Source organism: Anaerotignum propionicum, from assembly GCF_024461735.1.
In the GTDB taxonomy this organism is placed as follows: Bacteria; Bacillota; Clostridia; order Lachnospirales; family Anaerotignaceae; genus Chakrabartyella.
Window position 1 is genome coordinate 24,920 of record NZ_JANGAD010000004.1, and the last position, 19,093, is coordinate 44,012.

Consider the following 19,093-nt stretch of genomic DNA (forward strand, 5'->3'; position numbering starts at 1 on the left):
TTGCTTATAGAAGTAATTGAAATCACTTACCCCTTTATTATAATAAAAAAAGCCCAAAAAACCTTGGTTTTCTGGGCTTTTCTTTCTGCACTCTACAGGATTCGAACCTGCGGCCTTTCGGTCCGGAGCCGAACGCTCTATCCCCTGAGCTAAGAGTGCACAAACTGCACTGTATATTTTACATTGATTAAGATGGGATGTCAAACGATTATTGGGTTATTTTTTATGAAATGTTTGAAAAACAATGAATTCAAGCAAATTGACGTTTTACATCAGTAATTTTTACGCCTGTCGGGTATTTTTACTAATACAAAAATGTATTTTTTTGTTATTTTGTGTGATGTTATTGTATAAAAATGGAGAACGAATTATATAGGAAGAAACAAATAACAAACCATCACGGTTAGATAATAAATATTCAAAAACTAATTATTAAATGCGAGGCCTTTCTATTGAAAAAGAGGGGGCATTATGCTACTATAGATATGTTATTAGCTGAATTTGGCATATATTGACGATGTATGCATAGAAGTGGTTATTTATTAACAAATGTAATGTTTTGGAAAAATGCAGTGAGGATGAATACATTTATATCACTTATGAAAATTATGAATAGTTTAGCTAAAAAAATTTAGAAATAATGTAATAAAAACTTCTCGTGCAATTATTTTTTATCCAAATCGGGGAGTAATAAATATGAAATGACAGAAGGTAATTTTACAAGTTTTCAATGGTGTTATGTTAAGCATTATGTTTAAGGGGGTGATTGCTTGAATACTACGCCTGTTTCAGCAAATTTGAGTATTTCTGAAAATAGTAAAATGGTAGTACAGCCAAAAAGCGGCAAATCAGAGGATAGCTTTAAAGACATGATAAGAAATGTATCATCAAGGAAATCCCCTGAAACCAAAAGTCAGGGAAATGATGTCAAGAAAGACATGAAAAATGCAAGCAATGAAGGTGCACAGAGAGGAAAAGAAACAACCAAAGAAAAGGGAACAACTGATGATAATGGGGTAGCTAAGGATGAGGGGAGCAGTGTTAACGAGCTGGCTGCATTCATTGCATCGTCTGCGGTTATGATTGATCCAATTCAGTTGGCAAAATTGGTCAGAGCTCCTGTAGAAGAACAGGCTCCAGTAGACAACGCTGTTTTGGCACAAGGGGATATGCAAAAGGGCATACAGGAAGTAAATATGGATGGCTTGCAAACAATTCCTGTTCCAATGGGAGCTGAGGAAAAACAAACAAGGGGAGTTGTTCCGCTTGAATATGCGGCGCAACCGGTGACGGAAAATGATACCAATGAAAGCACTCAACCCTTGCTAAAACAGGATGTCACAACGAAAGCTGTGGTGGACAATCCTCATGAGACGGTTGAAATAAAACAAGGCGCATTCCCGAAGGAGCAGAATACGGAAGGCGCTTTCTCTGAGGAAAATGGGAAAATGGAAAACAGTTCTATGGTAACGGATTTAAAACCACTGAAAACAGAGAGCACCCATGACTCCGTAGTGACGATTAAAGTGGGAGACCCCTCTTTAGAAACCTCTTGGAAGCAGGTTGCTGAAGAAATTGGAAATATGGTGGTTGAGAAAGTCAACAATGAGATACAAAAGGTTAGCATTAAGCTAAACCCTAAAGATTTGGGGGAAATTGCAGTGGAATTTGCTATAAAGAATGGCAAAATATCTGTTTCTCTAAATTGCAGTAATGAGAGTACAAGGACACTGCTGGCTTCAAATTTGGAATCCTTATCAAAGGTGGTTCAATCCAGCTTGATGCAAGAAGCAAATGTGAATATTTCTTATGATAAGGCTGAAGGTCAAAATACTAATCGTGAAAATTTTGATGGAAAAGGCCAGGGACAATATCAAGGAGACTCAAACAACAGGAATAAGGAGCAAGAACAAGCAGATTTGGACTTTGCCCAAAAGTTGCGTCTAGGCATTGAAAATATTGAAACAATGGAGGTGTAAATGTGGCTTCTGTTAATAACTACATGACAAATATTCCCACTGGTGCTACGACAAAAGCGAATAGTGAACAAACCAGCAAGGCAACAGGAAAAAGCACTTTGGATATGGAAGATTTTTTTAAACTCTTTGCAGCCCAGCTGCAAAATCAGGATATGACAAATCCTATGGATACAAGCGAGTTTATGAATCAGATGATTATGATGTCCACAATTCAATCAATTACTGATATTACCAACGTTTCATTAATTTCTTATGCGGCTTCTCTGGTTGGGAAGGATGTAACCGTAGGGCAGGTAGGCAGCGGTGGAAAGATAACAGAAGTTTATGGAACGGTTACTGCCACAGGCATGTATTCTGGAGAGCAAGTGGTGTTTGTAGATGGAAAAAGCTATAAATTATCATCCATTATGGCCGTCGGGAAACTTCCTGAGATAAATTCTTCTGAGCCTACAAGTAGTGGGGCGAATGATAACACTGGAAATGGAACAGGCGCAAATAGTGAATAATCTGGCTGAAAACCTGAAATAGTCAAAGAGCAATGAGGTTGCTCAAATTATTAATGTAAATTTGATAGCAATGCGAAGGGAGATTTCATAGTATGGTAAAGTCAATGTTTTCGGGTATCGCAGGACTCCGAGCACATCAGCAAAAAATGGACGTTATCGGTAATAATATCGCTAACGTAAATACATTCGGTTATAAAGCCGGAAGAGTAACGTTCAAGGAATCTATTTATCAAACAACATCCTCCTCTAGTGGAGGTAACGATGTTTTTGGTGGTTCCAACCCTTCTCAGGTTGGTTATGGTTCTCAGGTGGGAACCATTGACCTTATGTTTTCCAGCGGTTCTTATGCACCAACTGACAGCTCCATGGATTGTATGATTGATGGACAGGGATTTTTTATTGTAGGCCAAAAGAATGGTGAGACTGAGATAAAGACAGACCCCAAGGAAATGTCTGAGGCAATGTCCAAGTATACACTCTCTAGAGTGGGTAACTTTACCTTTGATGGTGATGGTTTTCTCGTGGATGGCAGCAGCAATGTAATCTATGGTTTTATGTATAAAGATGGTGCATTGAATGAGGGTACGCTACAACCAATCCGAGTGCCATATGTTGACAAGGATGGAAAACTTCTTACGCCAGGAGATAGCTCTGGAACACCTTTGAAGCTGAATAGTATCAGTATTTCTAAAACAGGTGAAATTACAGGTACCGACTCCGCAGGCAAAACAGTCAGTGTCGGCATGATTGCCATTGCGAATGTACCTAACCCTAATGCCCTTGAGAAGACACAGGGACCATACTACTCCATCCGTGAGAATACTGGTTACATTGTGCCATATAAACCCGGTGAAGGCACTACAGGAAAAATTTTGAACTATGGCTTAGAAATGTCAAATGTTGACTTAGCAAAGGAATTCTCTGAAATGATAACAACCCAGAGAGGATTTCAAGCAAATACAAGGATTATCACTGTTACAGACCAGATGCTTGAAGAGCTTGTAAATATTAAACGATAATTTTACTAGAGTGCAGACCGCTGCCATATGGGCTGCGGTTTGCTACTCTTAAGGCAAGTTTTAAAAATAAGAATGAATTTGTAAGTGTGTAATTATGGGGTATTGGTTAAATGGGTTTTCAATTAAAGCTTAAAATCCTTTAATATACAGACGTTGCGTTGGATAAGATAGGATTGCTTTAGGATATTTGGAAAAGACCTTTGGCGTTGGGCAATAAGGTATATTTTATCAGCGTTTTAGGCGATTACTGAACTGAATGTGGACATCTCAGGAGGAAAAGATGATAAAATTAACAAAGCTTAACGGAGAAAAATTTGTTTTAAATTGTGAGCAGATCATTGTGATAGAGAGCATTCCGGAGTCCAAGATACTGCTTAATAATTTAAGCTTTTATATAGTGCGAGAAACACCGGATGAGATTATTGAAAAGAGTATTAAGTATTTATCGGCAATACACACCATGAATTTAAATCAAGATGCTTAAAAATTGAGGTAATTTTGAAAAATAGTTTTGGAGGCGCAATATGGACTTAACAACGTTCATAGGGATTATAGCAGGCATGGTGCTTGTTCTTTACGGCATTGGCGTAAAAGATCTTGGGAACTTTTGGGATCTGCAGAGCGTAGTTATAGTAGTAGGTGGGACTTATGCTGCGTTAATTGCCAGTTATCCTGCAAGGGTGCTGAAACAGCTACCAAAGCAGTTTAAGATATTGTTAAAAAATCCATATAATGCTATGGAATTCATAGATCAATTATATGAGTTGGCAATTATTGCACGTAAAAGTGGACTTCTTGCTTTGGAAGAAAAAGCAAATACCATGAAAGATCCCTTTTTTCGAGAAGGTTTGATGCTGATTGTGGATTCGACCACACCGCAGCAGGTAAATGAAATTTTAAATAACACATTAGATTATATTTCAGAGAGACATAGTGAGATTATTGAATTTTATGAAAAGGGTGCAGGTTATGCACCGGCGTTTGGTATGGTAGGAACGCTGATTGGTTTGGTTAATATGTTAAAATCCATGAATATGGATACGGGTGCAGATGGGATCAGCCAGAACATGGCTATCGCATTGATTACAACCTTCTACGGGTCTTTGATGGCGAATATGTTCTTTATGCCCATTGCGAAGAAATTGCAAGTGCGCAGTGACGAAGAGTACTTGTGCAGGAAAATTATCATCGAAGGTATATTAGCAATTCAGGCTGGTGAAAACCCTAATTTCTTAAAAGAAAAGCTGATTGCTTATTTACCACAATATGAAAAATCCAAAAAACAAAAAAAAGGTAAAGGTGGAGCAGCAGAAGAGGAATAAAAAATACCGCTATTCAGCGTGCCGGAGGCTTGAAACTGCATAAGTTTTATTTCGTGCAAAGGGAATTCAAGAAATTGAAAACATCCTCCATTATGGAAAAGAAAGAAAAAATTTATGAATGTAATCGTTAATGTTCGCCAATCCACCGCTTTGAAAGGATGAATTCTTGTGAAAATAATTCCAATTAAGCATAGGCGACGACGTAGTACAAAGGAGGATAAAACAATGAAGAAAAAAAGAAGTGGAGGCATTTCTAACGAATGGCTGAACACCTATAGTGATATGGTGACACTTCTCCTATGTTTCTTTGTATTGCTCTATTCAATATCATCTGTTGATAGTGCAAAGTGGAAAATGATTGTAAAAAGCTTTAATCCAACAGATGCGGAGGTAAGTCAGATTGTTCAAAACGCAGAGGAGACCGGCGGAAACTATGATGTGGAAGGCGGTATGTTAGGTGATGGAGAAGAATATCAGTTTGCAGATGACTTTGATGAAATGTATTATAAATTGTCTAAGTATGTAGAGGTAAATGGTCTTTCTGCTGATGTTGAGGTTACCAAGGGGGATGGATATACATTTATTACGTTCCGAAATAATATCTTTTTTGATGGTGATAGCTATGTGTTAAAGCAAGATGGAAAAAATGTTCTGGATCAATTGTGTAAGATTCTTAAAGATGTGAATAACTCTATTGGTGAAATACAAATTTTGGGTCATACTTCTCAGGCAAGTCCGACAGAGCCAAATGAGATCCAGAGCGATAGATTTTTATCATCAGACAGAGCTGCAGAGGTGCTTGTTTATATGCAAAAGAAAAATATTATTGATCCTGATAAGCTGGTTTCCATTGGTTTTGGGCAGTTTAGACCTATCAGCTCTTTTGAGACTAGAGAAAGCAGAGCAAAAAACAGGCGTGTTGAGATAATAATTTCCAAAAATGACAGTGTTGTGAGATCACTTGATAACTATTATAATGAAGTGTATGGTACTGGTGAAACTCAAACACAGAATTAAGTAATGATCAATTTAAAGGCATAGGTGCTCAGTAGAAGCACTTAAATAATGATTTTTGGGGAATTAGGAATATCGTTATATGTCTCAGTCTTCTTTTGTTATTTACAGAATCAGAATGAAAAAGATTTTGCAAATCTGCGAGAGGGGCAAGCAAAACGAACCTAATAAAATATGGTAGGGGTGAACGCGAAAGATGTCTGAAGTATTAAGCCAGAGTCAGATTGATGCACTTCTTGCATCAGTAGTTGGTGGAGGCAGCATTGAGAAAGAAGTCTCTAAGGATGCTGGCGAGAAATACCGTAAATATGATTTCTACAGTCCCAAGAAATACACGAAGGACAAATTGAATATAATAAAAAACACCCATGAGAACTATTGCAGGCTGGTTTCTTCCAGATTGAACAGCTTGCTTAGATCATCCAGCCAGGTTACGCTTGTTACTGTAGAAGAAGAGCGCTATTATGAATTTAGTAATGCCTTATCGGACAATGATGCATTGACACTAATCAATGCATCATTGCTAAGTAAAGACGGCGGTGGCACGGTTATCATGCATATTACCACACCACTGATGCTTAGCATGATTGACCGAATGCTTGGAGGAAAGGGCGAAGAGCCACAAAATGTATCTTCTCAGTATGCATATACAGATATAGAGCTTTTACTCTACGAGAATATTACAAAATATTTGGTTGGTGTAATGAAAGATGGATGGGCAAATTATCTTGAGATTGACTTTGATATTGAAAAGGTAGAAACCTCTCATGGCTTGATGCAGGAAATTGGGATGGACGAAATCGTAGTCATTGTTGTAATTGAGGTAATTATTAATAATGTTGCAGGCAAAATAAATGTTTGTATCCCAAGTACATTACTGACGAATATTTTTGGGATACTGGATAACAAAAAATCTCCCAATAGCAGATCTTCTGGTGGAGCAGTTGACCATACTTCACGAGATATCTTTGAATCCATCAAGGAATCAGATCTGGAAATTACTGCTAGGATTGGTGATGCTACTGTAATGTTGCAAGATATTTATGATCTTAAGAAGGGTGATATTATTAATTTAAATAGGCCCCAAAACTCATTTGTTGATGTTTTTGTTGAGGATAATATCTGGTTCCAGGGGAAATTGGGTGTTCATAATAAAAATATGGCAGTGAGAATAAGTGAAATAAATAAGAACTAGGAAAAGCCAAAGGGGGGATTAATTGTTATGGCCAATAAAATTTTTAACTCTTTAGAGATGGACGCCATTGGCGAAATCTTAAACATCAGCCTTGGAGCATCTGCTACAGCAGTATCAACTATGCTTGACAGAAGAGTTGATATTACTGTTCCGACTGTAATGATATCGAGCAAAGAAAGCTTTGAGTTTACATATATGGAGCCGGCAGTTGCGGTGGAAATCACTTATGTTACAGGGTTAAGCGGCAATAATATCATGTTGCTGAAACGACACGATGTTAAGGTGATTGTTGAAATTCTCATGGGAACGGAAATCCCTGAAGAAGAATTTGAGCTCAATGACATCAATATGAGTGCAATACGCGAGGTAATGAATCAAATGATGGGGTCATCCTCCACCGCTTTGGCGGAGTTATTGGGAGAGCCTGTTAATATTTCAACACCCACCTCGTTTGAAATTAATACGGTAGCAGAATTTGCTGAAAAGTACTTACTGGATGACCAACCTATGGTTGTGGTAAGGTTTTCACTAAAAGTAGAAGAATCTTTGGAAAGCGAATTTTTAAACATTATGACGGTGGATTTGGCAAGAAAGCTGCTGTCATGTTTCGGGGTGCCAATTGGGGATTTGCCCGATGATAATTTAGAAGCTGTGTCTGAACCACCTACACCTGCGGTGGAAACTCAGGAAATGAATTTTCAAAACTTCCAAGAACCAGAAACCGCAGTGCCATCCTCCGGTGGCATGATGAGCCAGGAGGAGATTGAGAGACTACTGTCTCAGAGCAATACTCAGCCTGAACCGGTTAAGAAAGAGGCGGCACAAACCCATGTGGAAACCCCTATGGAAAATACGTCTTCCGGAGGAAAGATGAGTCAAGAGGAAATTGAAAAGCTTCTGTCTCAAAGCTTTCAGAATGATGCGCCTGCTACCCAGCCTGAACCAGTTAGAACAGCGGCAGTTCAGAATAATGTGGTTGCACCGCCAATGGAAAATACATCTGCAAGACCTGCACCACAACCAAGCTATGCACCACAGCAAAGCTATGCGCCTGCGGCAAACACTCCCCCGGCGCAACCCAAGGTCATTAATGTAAAGCCAAACGCTGATTTAAACAGAGGGGAAAGCTCTCTGGATCAAGAGCGCAAGGAAAATTTAGATTTGATTATGGGTGTACCTCTGGAGATTTCTGTGGAAATTGGTCGCACCAAGAAAAATGTGCGCGAGATTCTCGAATACAATAAGGGATCATTGATTGTTTTGGATAAGCTTGCCGGTGAGCAGGTTGATATTTATGTAAACGGTCAATGTATTGCAAAGGGCGATGTGGTTGTCGTTGATGATAATTTTGGTGTACGTGTGACAGAAGTTTTAAAGAAAATATAAGTTAGAAATGACAATGGAAAATACGAAAAAAGATAGGAAAAGAAAGGAATGGTTATAATGGCTAAAATTTTATTGGTGGATGACGCTTCTTTCATGAGAATGATGATTAAGGATGCACTGACAAAAAATGGTTATAGTGACATCTACGAAGCGGCGGACGGTGTTGAGGCGGTTGCGAAGTATACAGAAATTCATCCTGATTTGGTAATTATGGATATTACCATGCCTAACATGGATGGTTTGGGTGCACTAAAAGCAATCAAACAAATAGATCCTACTGCAAATGTGGTTATGTGCTCTGCTATGGGTCAGGAAGCAATGGTAATTGAGGCAATTAAATCCGGTGCAAAAGATTTCATAGTTAAGCCTTTTAAGCCTGATAGAATTTTGAAGACAGTCACAACTGTACTGGGGTAAGCTGGACAGGAGGAGAGTCTGATTTTTGAAGATTTTTTTATGATTTTTTTGACATTTTTATCAGTTATCTTAATTTTATTTCTGAGCTATTGGTTTACAAAATATGTGGGTACGAAGACGATGAAATTCAGGTCTTCACGACACATGGAAATTGTCGATAGGTTATCCATTTCCCAGGATAAATCTGTTGTTGTTTTAAAAGTGCAGAAAAATTATTATTTGCTGTCTTTATCCCCCAATGGGGTCGGACTCATTAAGGAATTAGATAATATAGATGAAGAGGCCTTTCAAAATACGGAAGAGCTTCGTAGTATTGGTGAATACGACTTCAAGGAAATCTTGTCTCAGTATTTACCGGGGAAAAAGAAATAAAATTCATGAATACATAGGAAACACAGGGGATGAAATGTATTTAGTGTACGAGGGAGTTTATCATGAATGATGCTTTTATCAATATAAACGGCGGACAGATTCAATCATTAGAAATGATATTAATGATAACTGTTCTTACAATGCTGCCTTCCATTGTTATTATGACAACGTCATTCACAAGAATTATTATTGTGATGTCTTTTTTGCGAAATGCGCTGGGCATGCAGCAGACTCCACCAAATACAGTTTTGGTGGGTATTGCCTTGTTTCTTACGCTTTTCATTATGTCCCCGGTGTTGAATCAAATTAACGAAGAGGCATACATACCTTATAAAAATGAGCAAATCAACGGGCAGGAGGCATTGGATCGGGCATCAGTGCCCATGAAGACCTTTATGCTGAAACAGACAGAAAAGGAAACTTTAGATATGTTCATGGATTTTTCAGGGGAAAAGATTACGGATGATTATGAGGACTTGCCGTTAACGGTTGTTATCCCCTCGTTTATGACAAGCGAGCTGAAACGAGCTTTTATCATGGGTTTCTTGTTATTCCTTCCCTTTTTATTAATTGATATTGTGGTATCTAGTACACTAATGTCAATGGGTATGATTATGTTACCTCCCGCTATGATTTCACTGCCGTTTAAAATTTTATTATTTATTACGGTAAATGGGTGGGAGTTGTTATTCTCTACTTTGATTAAAAGCTTTAATTAGTCGGGAGGATAATATATGACAAACGGAGAAGCTTTAGATATTATGCGTTCAGCCATTATGGTTGCAATGAAAATTGGTGGACCCATCCTTTTACTTAGTATGATTGTTGGTGTTTTTATATCAATCATACAGGCGGCAACCCAAATTCATGAACAAACAATCACTTTTGTTCCAAAGGTTTTATTGATTGTATTTGTTTGTATTATTTGCGGGCCATGGATGCTTGAAACCTTGCAGGACTTTGTGTATGAAGTGTTTAAGCTTATGCTTTAATGGGTTGTTATTTACACCGAAGTGGGAAAAGGAAAATACATTTTGCACTAATGTAATTTCGGAGGCAAGAGAAACAGATGGATTATTATAAAAACTTTGTTTTCTTCTCGTTTATATTAATGAGAATGTCGGGATTTGTTCTGTTGAATCCTATTTTTGGGAGGAAAAATATTCCTGGTATTGTGAAATCCGGATTGATTCTTGCTTTGGCTATGATTGTATTTACTTCTTTGCCACAACAGCAGATGGAACTTTCGGGCATGTTTGAGTACGCCGTGCTTTTGATTAAGGAATTTGCGGCAGGTGCGGCCATTGGCTTTGTAATCAGTTTGTTTTTATTTGTCATTATTTTTGCAGGTGAAATCATTGATATGCAGCTGGGATTATCCATGTCAAAAATATTTGATGCCCAAAGTAATACCTCTATTGCACTGAGCGCAACCTACTACAACATTTTATTTATGTTTTTGTTCTTTGCAATGGATGCCCATTTAGCAATTATACATATTTTATTAAATTCTGCCCAAGTGGTGCCCTATGGACAGATTGTTTTAGGGCAGAATTTAGCCCAGGGCATAATGGATACTTTTGTTTTATGCAGTGAGCTGGCTTTGAAAATGGCATTTCCCGTTATTGCAATTGAATTTTTATGTGCGGTAGGTATGGGTATTTTGATGAGAGCCATTCCACAAATCAATGTTTTTGTTGTTGATATACAGCTTAAAATTTTTGTGGGATTGTTGACCATGTTGTTTATATTTTCGCCGATGGCGGATTTTTTGAATACATTAGTGATAACTATGGTGGACAGCGTAAGGCAAATTCTAATGCAAATGGGCTAAAAATGGTGCCCAATCCATAGAAATGATTTGGGAGGTTTATCCCACAAATAAGGATTTGTATAAGGGGGGAGAACATTGGCTGGAGATTCTAAAACCGAGAAGGCCACGCCCAAGCGAAGGAAGGACGAGCGGAAGAAGGGCAATGTTTTAATCAGCAAGGACGTGATTGCTGTTGTATCCTTGATAGGAACCTTCTTCGCTTTGAAAGTATTTTTCCCTCAGATGATACAAACCATAAACACGTTTATTTATAAAGCCTTTCAGTATGCTCAAACCAAAACGGAGATTACCAACGATTTTGCAATGGAAGTATCCAAGGAAACCATGCTTGCTTTTTTTCAAATTGCGGCACCTGTTATTTGTATTTCTGTTGCATTATCAATCCTTGCAACCGTTGCGCAAACGAAGCCTATTTTTGTTGCAGACAGTCTAAAACCGAAGTTTAGTCGAATGAATCCCCTCCAAGGGATAAAAAAGCTGTTTTCTGTAAAAAGCTTATTTGATGTGATAAAAGGAATCATAAAAATAACCATTTTAATTGTACTACTATATTCCTTTATTTCCAAAAGTATATTATCAGTTACACGAACCATACAAGGAGATGTTTATCCATCCTGCGCATTGTTGCTGAATATGACAATGTCCCTTGTATTCAAAATTTGTCTGGCTTTTATCGCCATTTCCGTATTGGATTATTTTTTCCAATGGTGGGAGTATGAACGACAAATTAAGATGTCTAAGCACGAATTGAAGCAAGAATATAAGCAAATGGAAGGTGACCCTCAAATTAAAGGCAAGATTAAAGAGGTACAGCGGAAAATGGCCATGTCAAGAATGATGCAGGCTGTTCCCCAGGCGGATGTTGTTATAAAAAACCCTACCCATTTTGCAGTTGCTTTAAAATATGATTTAGAAAAAGACAGCGCACCCATACTCCTTGCCAAGGGGCAAGATGAGGTTGCGCTTCGAATTATAAAAACGGCTGAAGAGAACGATGTTTATGTTCTGGAGAATAAGCCCTTAGCAAGGGCTATATATGCAATGACTGATTTAAACCAAGAAATACCCGCAGATTTTTACGGCACCGTTGCGGAAATTTTGGTACATGTATATCAATTGAAAAATAAAAAGCTACTTTAACTTGAAATGGTGTGAGATATGAAAAAGCTATTACAAAACTCAGTTTCTTTGTTTGTAATCCTAATTGTATTACTGTTGCTTATTCCCTTAAAGCCGTTTATGTTGGATACTTTATTTATTATAAATATTTCAGTATCCCTCATTATACTGCTGATTACAATGAATATAAAGGAGTCTTTGGAGTTCTCCATTTTTCCATCGCTGCTTTTAATTACAACGCTGTTTCGCCTTGGTTTGAATATATCTTCAACCAGATTGATTCTTACGAAACAAGGTGAAGCAGGGCAGGTTATTGAGGCCATGGGTACCTTTGTTTTACAAGGAAATGTAGTAGTAGGTACGATTATTTTCATTATTATCGTGCTTGTTCAATTTATTGTAATTACAAAGGGTGCCGAACGTGTTGCTGAGGTTGCGGCAAGATTTACACTGGACGCAATGCCCGGTAAACAGATGGCAATTGATGCCGATTTAAACTCGGGACTGATTACTGAGACTGAAGCAAAGGTTAGAAGATATAAAATCCAAAAAGAAGCGGATTTCTATGGTGCAATGGATGGTGCCACCAAGATTGTAAAAGGCGATGCCATAATGTCTATAATCATTACGGTAATCAACTTTTGCGCTGGTGTTATCATTGGTTTGGTACAATCGGGGATGTCTTTTTCCGAGGTATTGAAGGTTTATTCCATTGCTACCATTGGTGATGGTTTGGTTTCACAGATTCCCGCATTATTGATTTCAACTGCTACAGGTATGATTGTAACAAGAGCGGTATCAGACGGAAGCTTGAATACTGATGTTGCCACTCAGTTTTTAGCCCAGCCACAGTCAATGCTCATGGGCGGTTCACTGGTAGGCTTGATTTCCGTGATTCCCGGAATGCCTACTATTCCATTGCTATTAACCTCATCAATGCTTCTGTCTTTGGGGTATTTCTCAAGAAAGAATATGAAGCTCGCCATTGCTCAGGATGCTGTGGCTCAGGAAGCAGATTTTCCCCCGCAGATGGCCAGCGAAGAGGATTATTTCAAGGATGTAAACAATATTTATCCGTTATTGAATGTAGAACCTATTGAAATGGAGTTTGGGTATAGTTTGATTCCCTTGGTGGACGATGCCGGAGGGGGAAAGCTGATCAACAGAATTGTTATTTTCCGGCGGCAGTATGCTCAGGATATGGGGTTTGTCATTCCTTCCATTCGGTTGCGGGATAGTGCGTCCCTGAATCCCAATGAATATTCCATTAAAATAAAAGGCGAAGAAATAGCCTCGGGAGAAATCCTTGTGGACTATTATTTGGCCATTGAACCCTCTGATTTGGCGGGAGAAATTGACGGTATTGACACCATTGAACCAGCTTATGGAATACCCAGTAAGTGGATATTGCCTGAGAATAAGGAATTGGCTGAAATTTATGGCTATACAGTCATTGACCCCCTTTCTGTTATGTTGACACATATGTCTGAGGTAGTTTCCAAGCACTCCTATGAGCTGCTTTCCAGGGCAGAAGTGTTGCAGTTGATTGAGAATGTGAAGGCGAGTATTCCGGAACTTGTGGAGGAAGCCTTTCCAAATATTATTTCCTACAGTAGTTTCCAGAAAATTTTGTCCAACCTCCTAAAGGAGGGTGTGCCAATCAAGGATTTGGTTACGATTATTGAAACCATTGTAGATTCTTCTTCTACCACCAAGGATTTAGATATGATTACGGAAAATATAAGGGTTGCTCTAAAGCGTACCATTACCCGTAAGTTCTGCGAAGGTGGACAAATGAAGGTAATAACCCTAGATGCAGAGCTTGAAAAGCTAATTGTTTCAAGCATGGCAAAAAGCGAGCATGGCATATATCTTTCACTTAGTCCCGATGTATTGCAGAAGGTATTATTGCAGGTATCTGAAAATGTGAAAAAATTCAATGATATTTCAATCAAACCCGTAATATTGACAAGCCATGTAGTAAGAGTTTATTTCTATCGATTAATAGAGCAGTTTTATCCCAATGTCAGTGTTATTTCCTTTAACGAAATAGCCAATAATGTTCAAATTCAATCCATTGGAAATATTGTGTTATAACATAGGAGCGAATCATATTGAAGAAAAAACGCAACGAAATGACAAATGAAGAGCTTTTTGCTGAATACAAGGCCACCGGTGATTTGGGAATTAAAAATGAGCTGGTTTTAAGGTATGTACATATTGTAAAAAATGTGGCGATTCAAATGCGTGGTGTCTATCATGATTTTACACAAATTGATGACATCATAAATGAAGGTGTTCTTGCATTAATGCATGCAATTGATAAATTTGACATGGATAAGAATGTGAAGTTTGAAAGTTTCATCGCTAAGCGCATGCGTGGAATTGTAATTGACATTGCAAGAAAAAATGATTGGGTACCTAGAAGTGTGCGTAAGGCGGCAAAAGATATTGATAAAGCAATAAGTGCCTTGTATACAGAGTTGGGACGAGCTCCTTCCGACGAGGAAGTTGCAGAATATTTAAATGTTACTGTTGAAAAATATTATGATGATTTACGTAAAACCAATTTGATGAATGTTCTATCCTTTGAGATGTTATTGGAGGATGGGGAAAATGGTGGATATCATAATCAGGTTATGAACACCAATACGGAAACCATGCCCGAGCATTACCTTGATAGCGTGGAGCTGGAGCGGGAAATTAAAATGGGTTTGGAAAGCTTAAGAGAAAGAGAAAAGCTTGTTGTCTCACTGCATTATGTGCAGGATTTGAATATGAAAGAGATTGCAGCAGTTTTAGGTGTCAGTGAGCCCAGGGTTTCTCAGATACATTCTAATGCATTAAGAAAGCTTAGGTTGTATTTGAAAGAATAGTTTAGAATCATCTCTTATAAAAAGCATGAGATGGAGTCATAAAAAAGTGGATTAGAAACGCTCCAGAAGGAGGGGGAAAATGTTTAAAGGATTTTACAATTTATCATCCAGTATGCTCACCCAAAATAAAAATTTAAATGTCGTGAGTAATAACTTAGCCAATGTTTCCACCAGCGGTTATAAGTCAGATAAAATGGTTTCAGGAACATTTCAGGATGCAGTGATGTCAAGAACCGGTAATAATATTACAGGGGCAGAAGGGAATCCTTTGGGCAATTCCTCCATGATTACCGTACCTTATGAAACGGTGACAGACTTCTCTGATGGTGGCTGGGAGGAGACCGGAGGAATATCGGATTTTGCAATTAATGGGAAAGGTTTTTTTGAAATTGATAAACAAGGGGAAAAAGTTTATACCCGAAACGGTTCTTTTAGCTTGGATCAAGAGGGATATTTGGTGCTCCAGGGTATAGGCCGGGTAAGCGGGACAAATGGCCCTATTCTGATTAAGTCTGATGATTTTCAGGTTGAGCCTGATGGAGGAATTTATGATGCTACAGGCAATCTGATTTCCAAGCTGAAAGTTGTGGATTTTGAAAACTATGAGGACATGAGCAAGGTTACTGAGGGTGTTTTTTCCGGCGGAACAGTACAAAAAACAGACGCAACTGTTATGTGGAAGTATGTTGAAAATTCTAATGTGGATCCCCTCAGGGAGATGACAGATATGTTGGTAAACCAAAGAACTTTGCAAAGTGCAGCGCAGATATTGAAGATGTATGATGCTATGGCAGCCAAAGCCACAACGGAACTTGGCAGAGTATAAATAAGGATTATAAATGCTTTATAACTTGTTTTGACGTCTTCTATTGGCAGATTGTGAATTGCCAATGGTTTTATTTGCAAAGGAGAATCGGATATGGAAATGTCATTTTATAATGGGAAGGTTGGAGCTGCTGCACAACAGACAAAGCTGGATGTAGTTGCCAATAATATTGCAAATGTAAATACAGCTGGATACAAAACGAAAAATCAATCTTTTTCTGATTTGATGTACAACAATATGGCGGGAAAAGATGGTTTAGAATCTAAAGTTAAGGTAGGCAGTGGTGCAAAGGCAGATAGAACCAGTATTTCCTTTGAAAAAGGCAGCATGAATTTATCTTCCTCAGATTTGGATTTTACCATTGAAGGGCGAGGATTTTTTGCTCTGCAAAATCCTCAGACAAAAAAGTATTGTTATACTACAAATGGAAGTTTTGTTTTGTCCCAGAAGGAGGATGGCTTCTATTTAACATCGAAAGAGGGCTATTTTGTTATTGGTGAGAACGGAAATCCCATTAAAATTAAAACGAATGATGGAAATTTGACGGAGGAAGAAACAGATAAGGACGGCAACCCTCTGGATGGTGAAACTGTTTCCATTAAAGATGCAAAGCCCGCTGTGTTTGATTTCCCCAGAACTGAGGGTATGATAAGCATTGGTGATACAAACTTTGAACCGGTTGAGAAAAACGGAAAGCCTTTTTTGGTGGAAGCGAAGGTAACAAGTGGAGCCTTTGAGGGCTCAAATGTAGATATTTCTAAGGAATTTGTGAAGGTTATTGAAGCACAAAGAGCTTATCAATATTCTCTTAGAGTGGTTCAGACAACAGATGAAATTCAAAATTTGGTTAATAATTTAAGATGACGGATAACATTCTAGATGGCTGGAGGGACTATGAAGATAAGTAAATATGAAGAAATGAACGGATTTGCCATAGATATGCTTCGTGAAATCGGCAGTATCGGCACCGGCAATGCCGCAACAGCCCTTTCTAACACATTGTCAGCTAAGATTTCAATGTCTTTACCTGAAGTGAAAATTATGGGTTATAATCAAGTCATTGATTTTTTAGGTGGGCCTGAAAAAATAGTTTCAGCGGTTTTGGTGCATATGACCGGTGAATTCAGCGGTATTATGCTTTATTTATTGGATTTTGACTTTGTAAACATTGTTTTTGAAAGACTTTCCCTTGGTAAAATTGAGCATTTTGAAGATATTGACGAAATCAGAGCATCTGCAATTGCTGAGGTCAGCAATATCATCATTTCATCCTATGCGAATGCAGTATCCCAGTTAAGCAGTATATCAATCAACCTTTCTGTACCTGCCATGGCAATTAATATGTTGGGAGGAATCATGTCTGTTCCTATGATAGAATACGGATATGTGACCGATACGATTATGGTTGTTGATGGTAAGTTCATTTATAATGGCGGAGAGATGACCAGCAATTTGATTATGCTGCCGGACATCAAATCGTTAAATTTTTTATTAAATAAGCTGGGTGTTTTTAATGGATAAAGAGATTGCAGTGGGAATTGCAGATATGAAATTTACCAGGATGGAAGGACGCTTGATCACATATGCCCTTGGCTCATGTGTTGGGGTTTGTTTATATGACCCCATTGCAAAGGTTGGAGCCATGGTACATATTATGCTTCCGCAGAGATTAGAAAATAGTGCAGATGCAAATGTATATAAGTTTGCTGACACGGGGATTCGTGCCACAATCAAGAAAATGGAAGTTTTTGGCGCTGTGAAAAGAAGACTTACGGCGAAAATCGCCGGGGGTGCCAAAATGTTCGATATTCCAGGGGGTGGTTCCTTAGGCAATATCGGTCAGCGGAATATAGAGAGTGTTCGTAGTACGTTACGAGAGGAAGGCATACCTATTATCAGTGAGGAAGTAGGCGGGAATTTTGCCAGAACTTTGGTTTTTGATTGCAGCAACGGCCAAGGGAATATTAGATCGTTCGGTAGAAAAGAAGTTATTTTTTAATGAAATTTGGATTCTGAACTTTAGATAACAGAGCCGAAAGATAAATAATGCAATGGTATGCATAATTTTTTAATGAATTTTTCTAATTGCCGTTTTTTTGTAAAAATTTGTGGTATTATGTTAGCAAAGGTATTTGCATATCATCACGAATATGTAGTTTTCAATTTATTTGTAACAGGTTTACGCAACAAAGGATTACTACAATTTAATGGAGGAATACATATGGCCGTAAAAAATAAGAGCGAAATTTTACTTGAAACAGGAACGAATGAAATAGAAATTATGGAGTTTAAGATCAACGATAAGCTCTATGGTATCAATGTTGCCAAAGTAAGAGAGATTATGGTAGCTGAGGCTGTTACGGCAATGCCCCTGGCTCATCCTGTTGTGGAGGGTGTTTTTAAGCCAAGAGGTTCCGTTATTACTGTAGTAAATTTAGGAAAATATTTGTATGGAAATGATGCAACCAATGGTGAACGAGATTTATTTATTGTGACAAATTTCAATAGAATGCACATCGCTTTCCGTGTAAATAGCGTGGAGGGCATTGTCAGAATTTCTTGGACAGACATTCAAAAGCCCGATAAAACTGTAAGTGGCGGTGAAGAGGGTGTAGCAACAGGCATTACTGAAATAAATGGAGATTTGGTTGTTATTTTGGACTTTGAAAAAATAGTATCTGAAATTGCCCCTCGTACTGGCATACAGACAGAGGATATTGCTAAGCTAGGGGAGAGAAAAGTGAGCAATGCCCCTATTGTTTTGGCAGAAGATTCCATTTTACTATCTAAAATGATACTAGAATGCTTGCACAAAGCAGGATATAAAAACATCACAAAATTTGATAATGGACAAGAGGCATGGGACTATTTACATAGCATTCATGATGAGGCTGCCCTTGCTGAAAAAGTATCTATAGTGATAACCGATATTGAAATGCCAGCTATGGATGGTCATAGACTAACAAAATTAATTAAGAGTGATAAGCTTTTGAAGGAGCTTCCTGTTATTATTTTCTCCTCACTGATTAATGAAGAGCTTTACATTAAAGGAAAGCAGATTGGTGCAGATGAGCAGATTAGTAAGCCTGAGATTGGAAGTTTGGTTGAAGTTATCGATCATTTGCTTGAAAAGAAAAAAAGATAAAAATCAATTCAATATATTTTTTATAAAATTAAAAGCCCGTATTGCTAAGTCTACACTGAAAAAACTGTAGGTGGCAATGGGGC

The 19,093-nt window shown here is 38.1% G+C and carries 21 protein-coding genes and 1 tRNA gene; 21 read left to right on the forward strand and 1 reads right to left on the reverse strand.

The window, feature by feature from the left end; translation table 11 throughout:
• Positions 1-86: 86 nt before the first annotated feature.
• A tRNA-Arg gene (locus NE558_RS06660) sits at positions 87-159 on the reverse strand.
• A 611-nt stretch (positions 160-770) separates the two neighbouring features.
• Between NE558_RS06660 and NE558_RS06665 the strand changes: the two genes are divergently transcribed.
• The 21 genes from NE558_RS06665 (at position 771) to NE558_RS06765 (ending at position 19,010) form a co-directional block, all read left to right on the forward strand.
• On the forward strand, positions 771-1,979 hold the full coding sequence (locus NE558_RS06665; protein ID WP_256149189.1) for a flagellar hook-length control protein FliK: 1,209 nt from the start codon (positions 771-773) through the stop codon (positions 1,977-1,979).
• Between the two features lie 2 nt (positions 1,980-1,981).
• The gene (locus NE558_RS06670) at positions 1,982-2,485 is read left to right on the forward strand and encodes a flagellar hook assembly protein FlgD (protein ID WP_256149190.1); all 504 of its coding nucleotides are present in this window, start codon (positions 1,982-1,984) and stop codon (positions 2,483-2,485) included.
• Between the two features lie 92 nt (positions 2,486-2,577).
• The gene (locus NE558_RS06675; protein ID WP_256149191.1) at positions 2,578-3,504 is read left to right on the forward strand and encodes a flagellar hook-basal body complex protein; all 927 of its coding nucleotides are present in this window, start codon (positions 2,578-2,580) and stop codon (positions 3,502-3,504) included.
• Positions 3,505-3,784: 280 nt separating this feature from the next.
• Complete coding sequence (locus tag NE558_RS06680) at positions 3,785-3,988, forward strand: flagellar FlbD family protein (protein ID WP_256149192.1); 204 nt, start codon at positions 3,785-3,787, stop codon at positions 3,986-3,988.
• 40 nt (positions 3,989-4,028) lie between these two features.
• Positions 4,029-4,826, forward strand: coding sequence for a motility protein A (locus tag NE558_RS06685; RefSeq protein ID WP_256149193.1), 798 nt, complete (start codon positions 4,029-4,031; stop codon positions 4,824-4,826).
• Positions 4,827-5,051: 225 nt separating this feature from the next.
• Positions 5,052-5,843 carry an OmpA/MotB family protein gene (locus NE558_RS06690; RefSeq protein WP_256149194.1) on the forward strand — a complete coding sequence of 264 codons (792 nt, stop codon included), beginning with the start codon at positions 5,052-5,054 and terminating at the stop codon, positions 5,841-5,843.
• Positions 5,844-6,036: 193 nt separating this feature from the next.
• Positions 6,037-7,035 (forward strand): flagellar motor switch protein FliM, encoded by a 999-nt coding sequence (locus NE558_RS06695; protein WP_256149195.1) that lies wholly within the window; start codon positions 6,037-6,039, stop codon positions 7,033-7,035.
• A gap of 27 nt (positions 7,036-7,062) precedes the next feature.
• Positions 7,063-8,421 carry a flagellar motor switch protein FliN gene (gene fliN / locus NE558_RS06700; RefSeq protein ID WP_256149196.1) on the forward strand — a complete coding sequence of 453 codons (1,359 nt, stop codon included), beginning with the start codon at positions 7,063-7,065 and terminating at the stop codon, positions 8,419-8,421.
• Between the two features lie 57 nt (positions 8,422-8,478).
• Complete coding sequence (locus NE558_RS06705; RefSeq protein ID WP_305145013.1) at positions 8,479-8,838, forward strand: response regulator; 360 nt, start codon at positions 8,479-8,481, stop codon at positions 8,836-8,838.
• A gap of 39 nt (positions 8,839-8,877) precedes the next feature.
• Complete coding sequence (locus tag NE558_RS06710; protein ID WP_256149197.1) at positions 8,878-9,210, forward strand: flagellar biosynthetic protein FliO; 333 nt, start codon at positions 8,878-8,880, stop codon at positions 9,208-9,210.
• A 62-nt stretch (positions 9,211-9,272) separates the two neighbouring features.
• Complete coding sequence (fliP, locus tag NE558_RS06715; RefSeq protein ID WP_256149198.1) at positions 9,273-9,929, forward strand: flagellar type III secretion system pore protein FliP; 657 nt, start codon at positions 9,273-9,275, stop codon at positions 9,927-9,929.
• Positions 9,930-9,944: 15 nt separating this feature from the next.
• The gene (gene fliQ / locus NE558_RS06720; RefSeq protein WP_256149199.1) at positions 9,945-10,202 is read left to right on the forward strand and encodes a flagellar biosynthesis protein FliQ; all 258 of its coding nucleotides are present in this window, start codon (positions 9,945-9,947) and stop codon (positions 10,200-10,202) included.
• Between the two features lie 77 nt (positions 10,203-10,279).
• Positions 10,280-11,044, forward strand: coding sequence for a flagellar biosynthetic protein FliR (locus NE558_RS06725; RefSeq protein ID WP_256149200.1), 765 nt, complete (start codon positions 10,280-10,282; stop codon positions 11,042-11,044).
• A gap of 75 nt (positions 11,045-11,119) precedes the next feature.
• Positions 11,120-12,184 carry a flagellar biosynthesis protein FlhB gene (gene flhB / locus NE558_RS06730; protein ID WP_256149201.1) on the forward strand — a complete coding sequence of 355 codons (1,065 nt, stop codon included), beginning with the start codon at positions 11,120-11,122 and terminating at the stop codon, positions 12,182-12,184.
• A gap of 18 nt (positions 12,185-12,202) precedes the next feature.
• Positions 12,203-14,260 (forward strand): flagellar biosynthesis protein FlhA, encoded by a 2,058-nt coding sequence (gene flhA / locus NE558_RS06735; RefSeq protein ID WP_256149202.1) that lies wholly within the window; start codon positions 12,203-12,205, stop codon positions 14,258-14,260.
• A gap of 17 nt (positions 14,261-14,277) precedes the next feature.
• Positions 14,278-15,039: a sigma-70 family RNA polymerase sigma factor gene (locus NE558_RS06740; protein WP_305145014.1), complete on the forward strand. Its 762-nt coding sequence runs from the start codon at positions 14,278-14,280 to the stop codon at positions 15,037-15,039.
• Between the two features lie 79 nt (positions 15,040-15,118).
• Positions 15,119-15,865 carry a flagellar hook-basal body protein gene (locus NE558_RS06745; protein WP_256149203.1) on the forward strand — a complete coding sequence of 249 codons (747 nt, stop codon included), beginning with the start codon at positions 15,119-15,121 and terminating at the stop codon, positions 15,863-15,865.
• Positions 15,866-15,958: 93 nt separating this feature from the next.
• Positions 15,959-16,729 (forward strand): flagellar hook-basal body protein, encoded by a 771-nt coding sequence (locus NE558_RS06750; RefSeq protein ID WP_256149204.1) that lies wholly within the window; start codon positions 15,959-15,961, stop codon positions 16,727-16,729.
• A 30-nt stretch (positions 16,730-16,759) separates the two neighbouring features.
• Positions 16,760-17,386 (forward strand): chemotaxis protein CheC, encoded by a 627-nt coding sequence (locus tag NE558_RS06755; RefSeq protein ID WP_256149205.1) that lies wholly within the window; start codon positions 16,760-16,762, stop codon positions 17,384-17,386.
• Positions 17,379-17,864 carry a chemotaxis protein CheD gene (locus NE558_RS06760; RefSeq protein WP_256149206.1) on the forward strand — a complete coding sequence of 162 codons (486 nt, stop codon included), beginning with the start codon at positions 17,379-17,381 and terminating at the stop codon, positions 17,862-17,864. The genes NE558_RS06755 and NE558_RS06760 overlap by 8 nt, the downstream gene beginning before the upstream one ends.
• Positions 17,865-18,086: 222 nt before the next feature.
• On the forward strand, positions 18,087-19,010 hold the full coding sequence (locus tag NE558_RS06765; RefSeq protein ID WP_256149207.1) for a chemotaxis protein: 924 nt from the start codon (positions 18,087-18,089) through the stop codon (positions 19,008-19,010).
• The last annotated feature ends 83 nt before the right edge of the window (positions 19,011-19,093 follow it).

Excerpts from the sequence above, each read along its gene's own strand:
- NE558_RS06675 (WP_256149191.1), top strand. The coding sequence starts at position 2,578 with ATGGTAAAGTCAATGTTTTCGGGTATCGCAGGACTCCGAGCACATCAG.
- NE558_RS06680 (WP_256149192.1), top strand. The coding sequence starts at position 3,785 with ATGATAAAATTAACAAAGCTTAACGGAGAAAAATTTGTTTTAAATTGT.
- NE558_RS06685 (WP_256149193.1), top strand. The coding sequence starts at position 4,029 with ATGGACTTAACAACGTTCATAGGGATTATAGCAGGCATGGTGCTTGTT.
- NE558_RS06690 (WP_256149194.1), top strand. The coding sequence starts at position 5,052 with ATGAAGAAAAAAAGAAGTGGAGGCATTTCTAACGAATGGCTGAACACC.
- NE558_RS06695 (WP_256149195.1), top strand. The coding sequence starts at position 6,037 with ATGTCTGAAGTATTAAGCCAGAGTCAGATTGATGCACTTCTTGCATCA.
- fliN (WP_256149196.1), top strand. The coding sequence starts at position 7,063 with ATGGCCAATAAAATTTTTAACTCTTTAGAGATGGACGCCATTGGCGAA.
- NE558_RS06705 (WP_305145013.1), top strand. The coding sequence starts at position 8,479 with ATGGCTAAAATTTTATTGGTGGATGACGCTTCTTTCATGAGAATGATG.
- NE558_RS06710 (WP_256149197.1), top strand. The coding sequence starts at position 8,878 with ATGATTTTTTTGACATTTTTATCAGTTATCTTAATTTTATTTCTGAGC.
- fliP (WP_256149198.1), top strand. The coding sequence starts at position 9,273 with ATGAATGATGCTTTTATCAATATAAACGGCGGACAGATTCAATCATTA.
- fliQ (WP_256149199.1), top strand. The coding sequence starts at position 9,945 with ATGACAAACGGAGAAGCTTTAGATATTATGCGTTCAGCCATTATGGTT.
- NE558_RS06725 (WP_256149200.1), top strand. The coding sequence starts at position 10,280 with ATGGATTATTATAAAAACTTTGTTTTCTTCTCGTTTATATTAATGAGA.
- flhA (WP_256149202.1), top strand. The coding sequence starts at position 12,203 with ATGAAAAAGCTATTACAAAACTCAGTTTCTTTGTTTGTAATCCTAATT.
- NE558_RS06745 (WP_256149203.1), top strand. The coding sequence starts at position 15,119 with ATGTTTAAAGGATTTTACAATTTATCATCCAGTATGCTCACCCAAAAT.
- NE558_RS06750 (WP_256149204.1), top strand. The coding sequence starts at position 15,959 with ATGGAAATGTCATTTTATAATGGGAAGGTTGGAGCTGCTGCACAACAG.
- NE558_RS06755 (WP_256149205.1), top strand. The coding sequence starts at position 16,760 with ATGAAGATAAGTAAATATGAAGAAATGAACGGATTTGCCATAGATATG.
- NE558_RS06760 (WP_256149206.1), top strand. The coding sequence starts at position 17,379 with ATGGATAAAGAGATTGCAGTGGGAATTGCAGATATGAAATTTACCAGG.
- NE558_RS06765 (WP_256149207.1), top strand. The coding sequence starts at position 18,087 with ATGGCCGTAAAAAATAAGAGCGAAATTTTACTTGAAACAGGAACGAAT.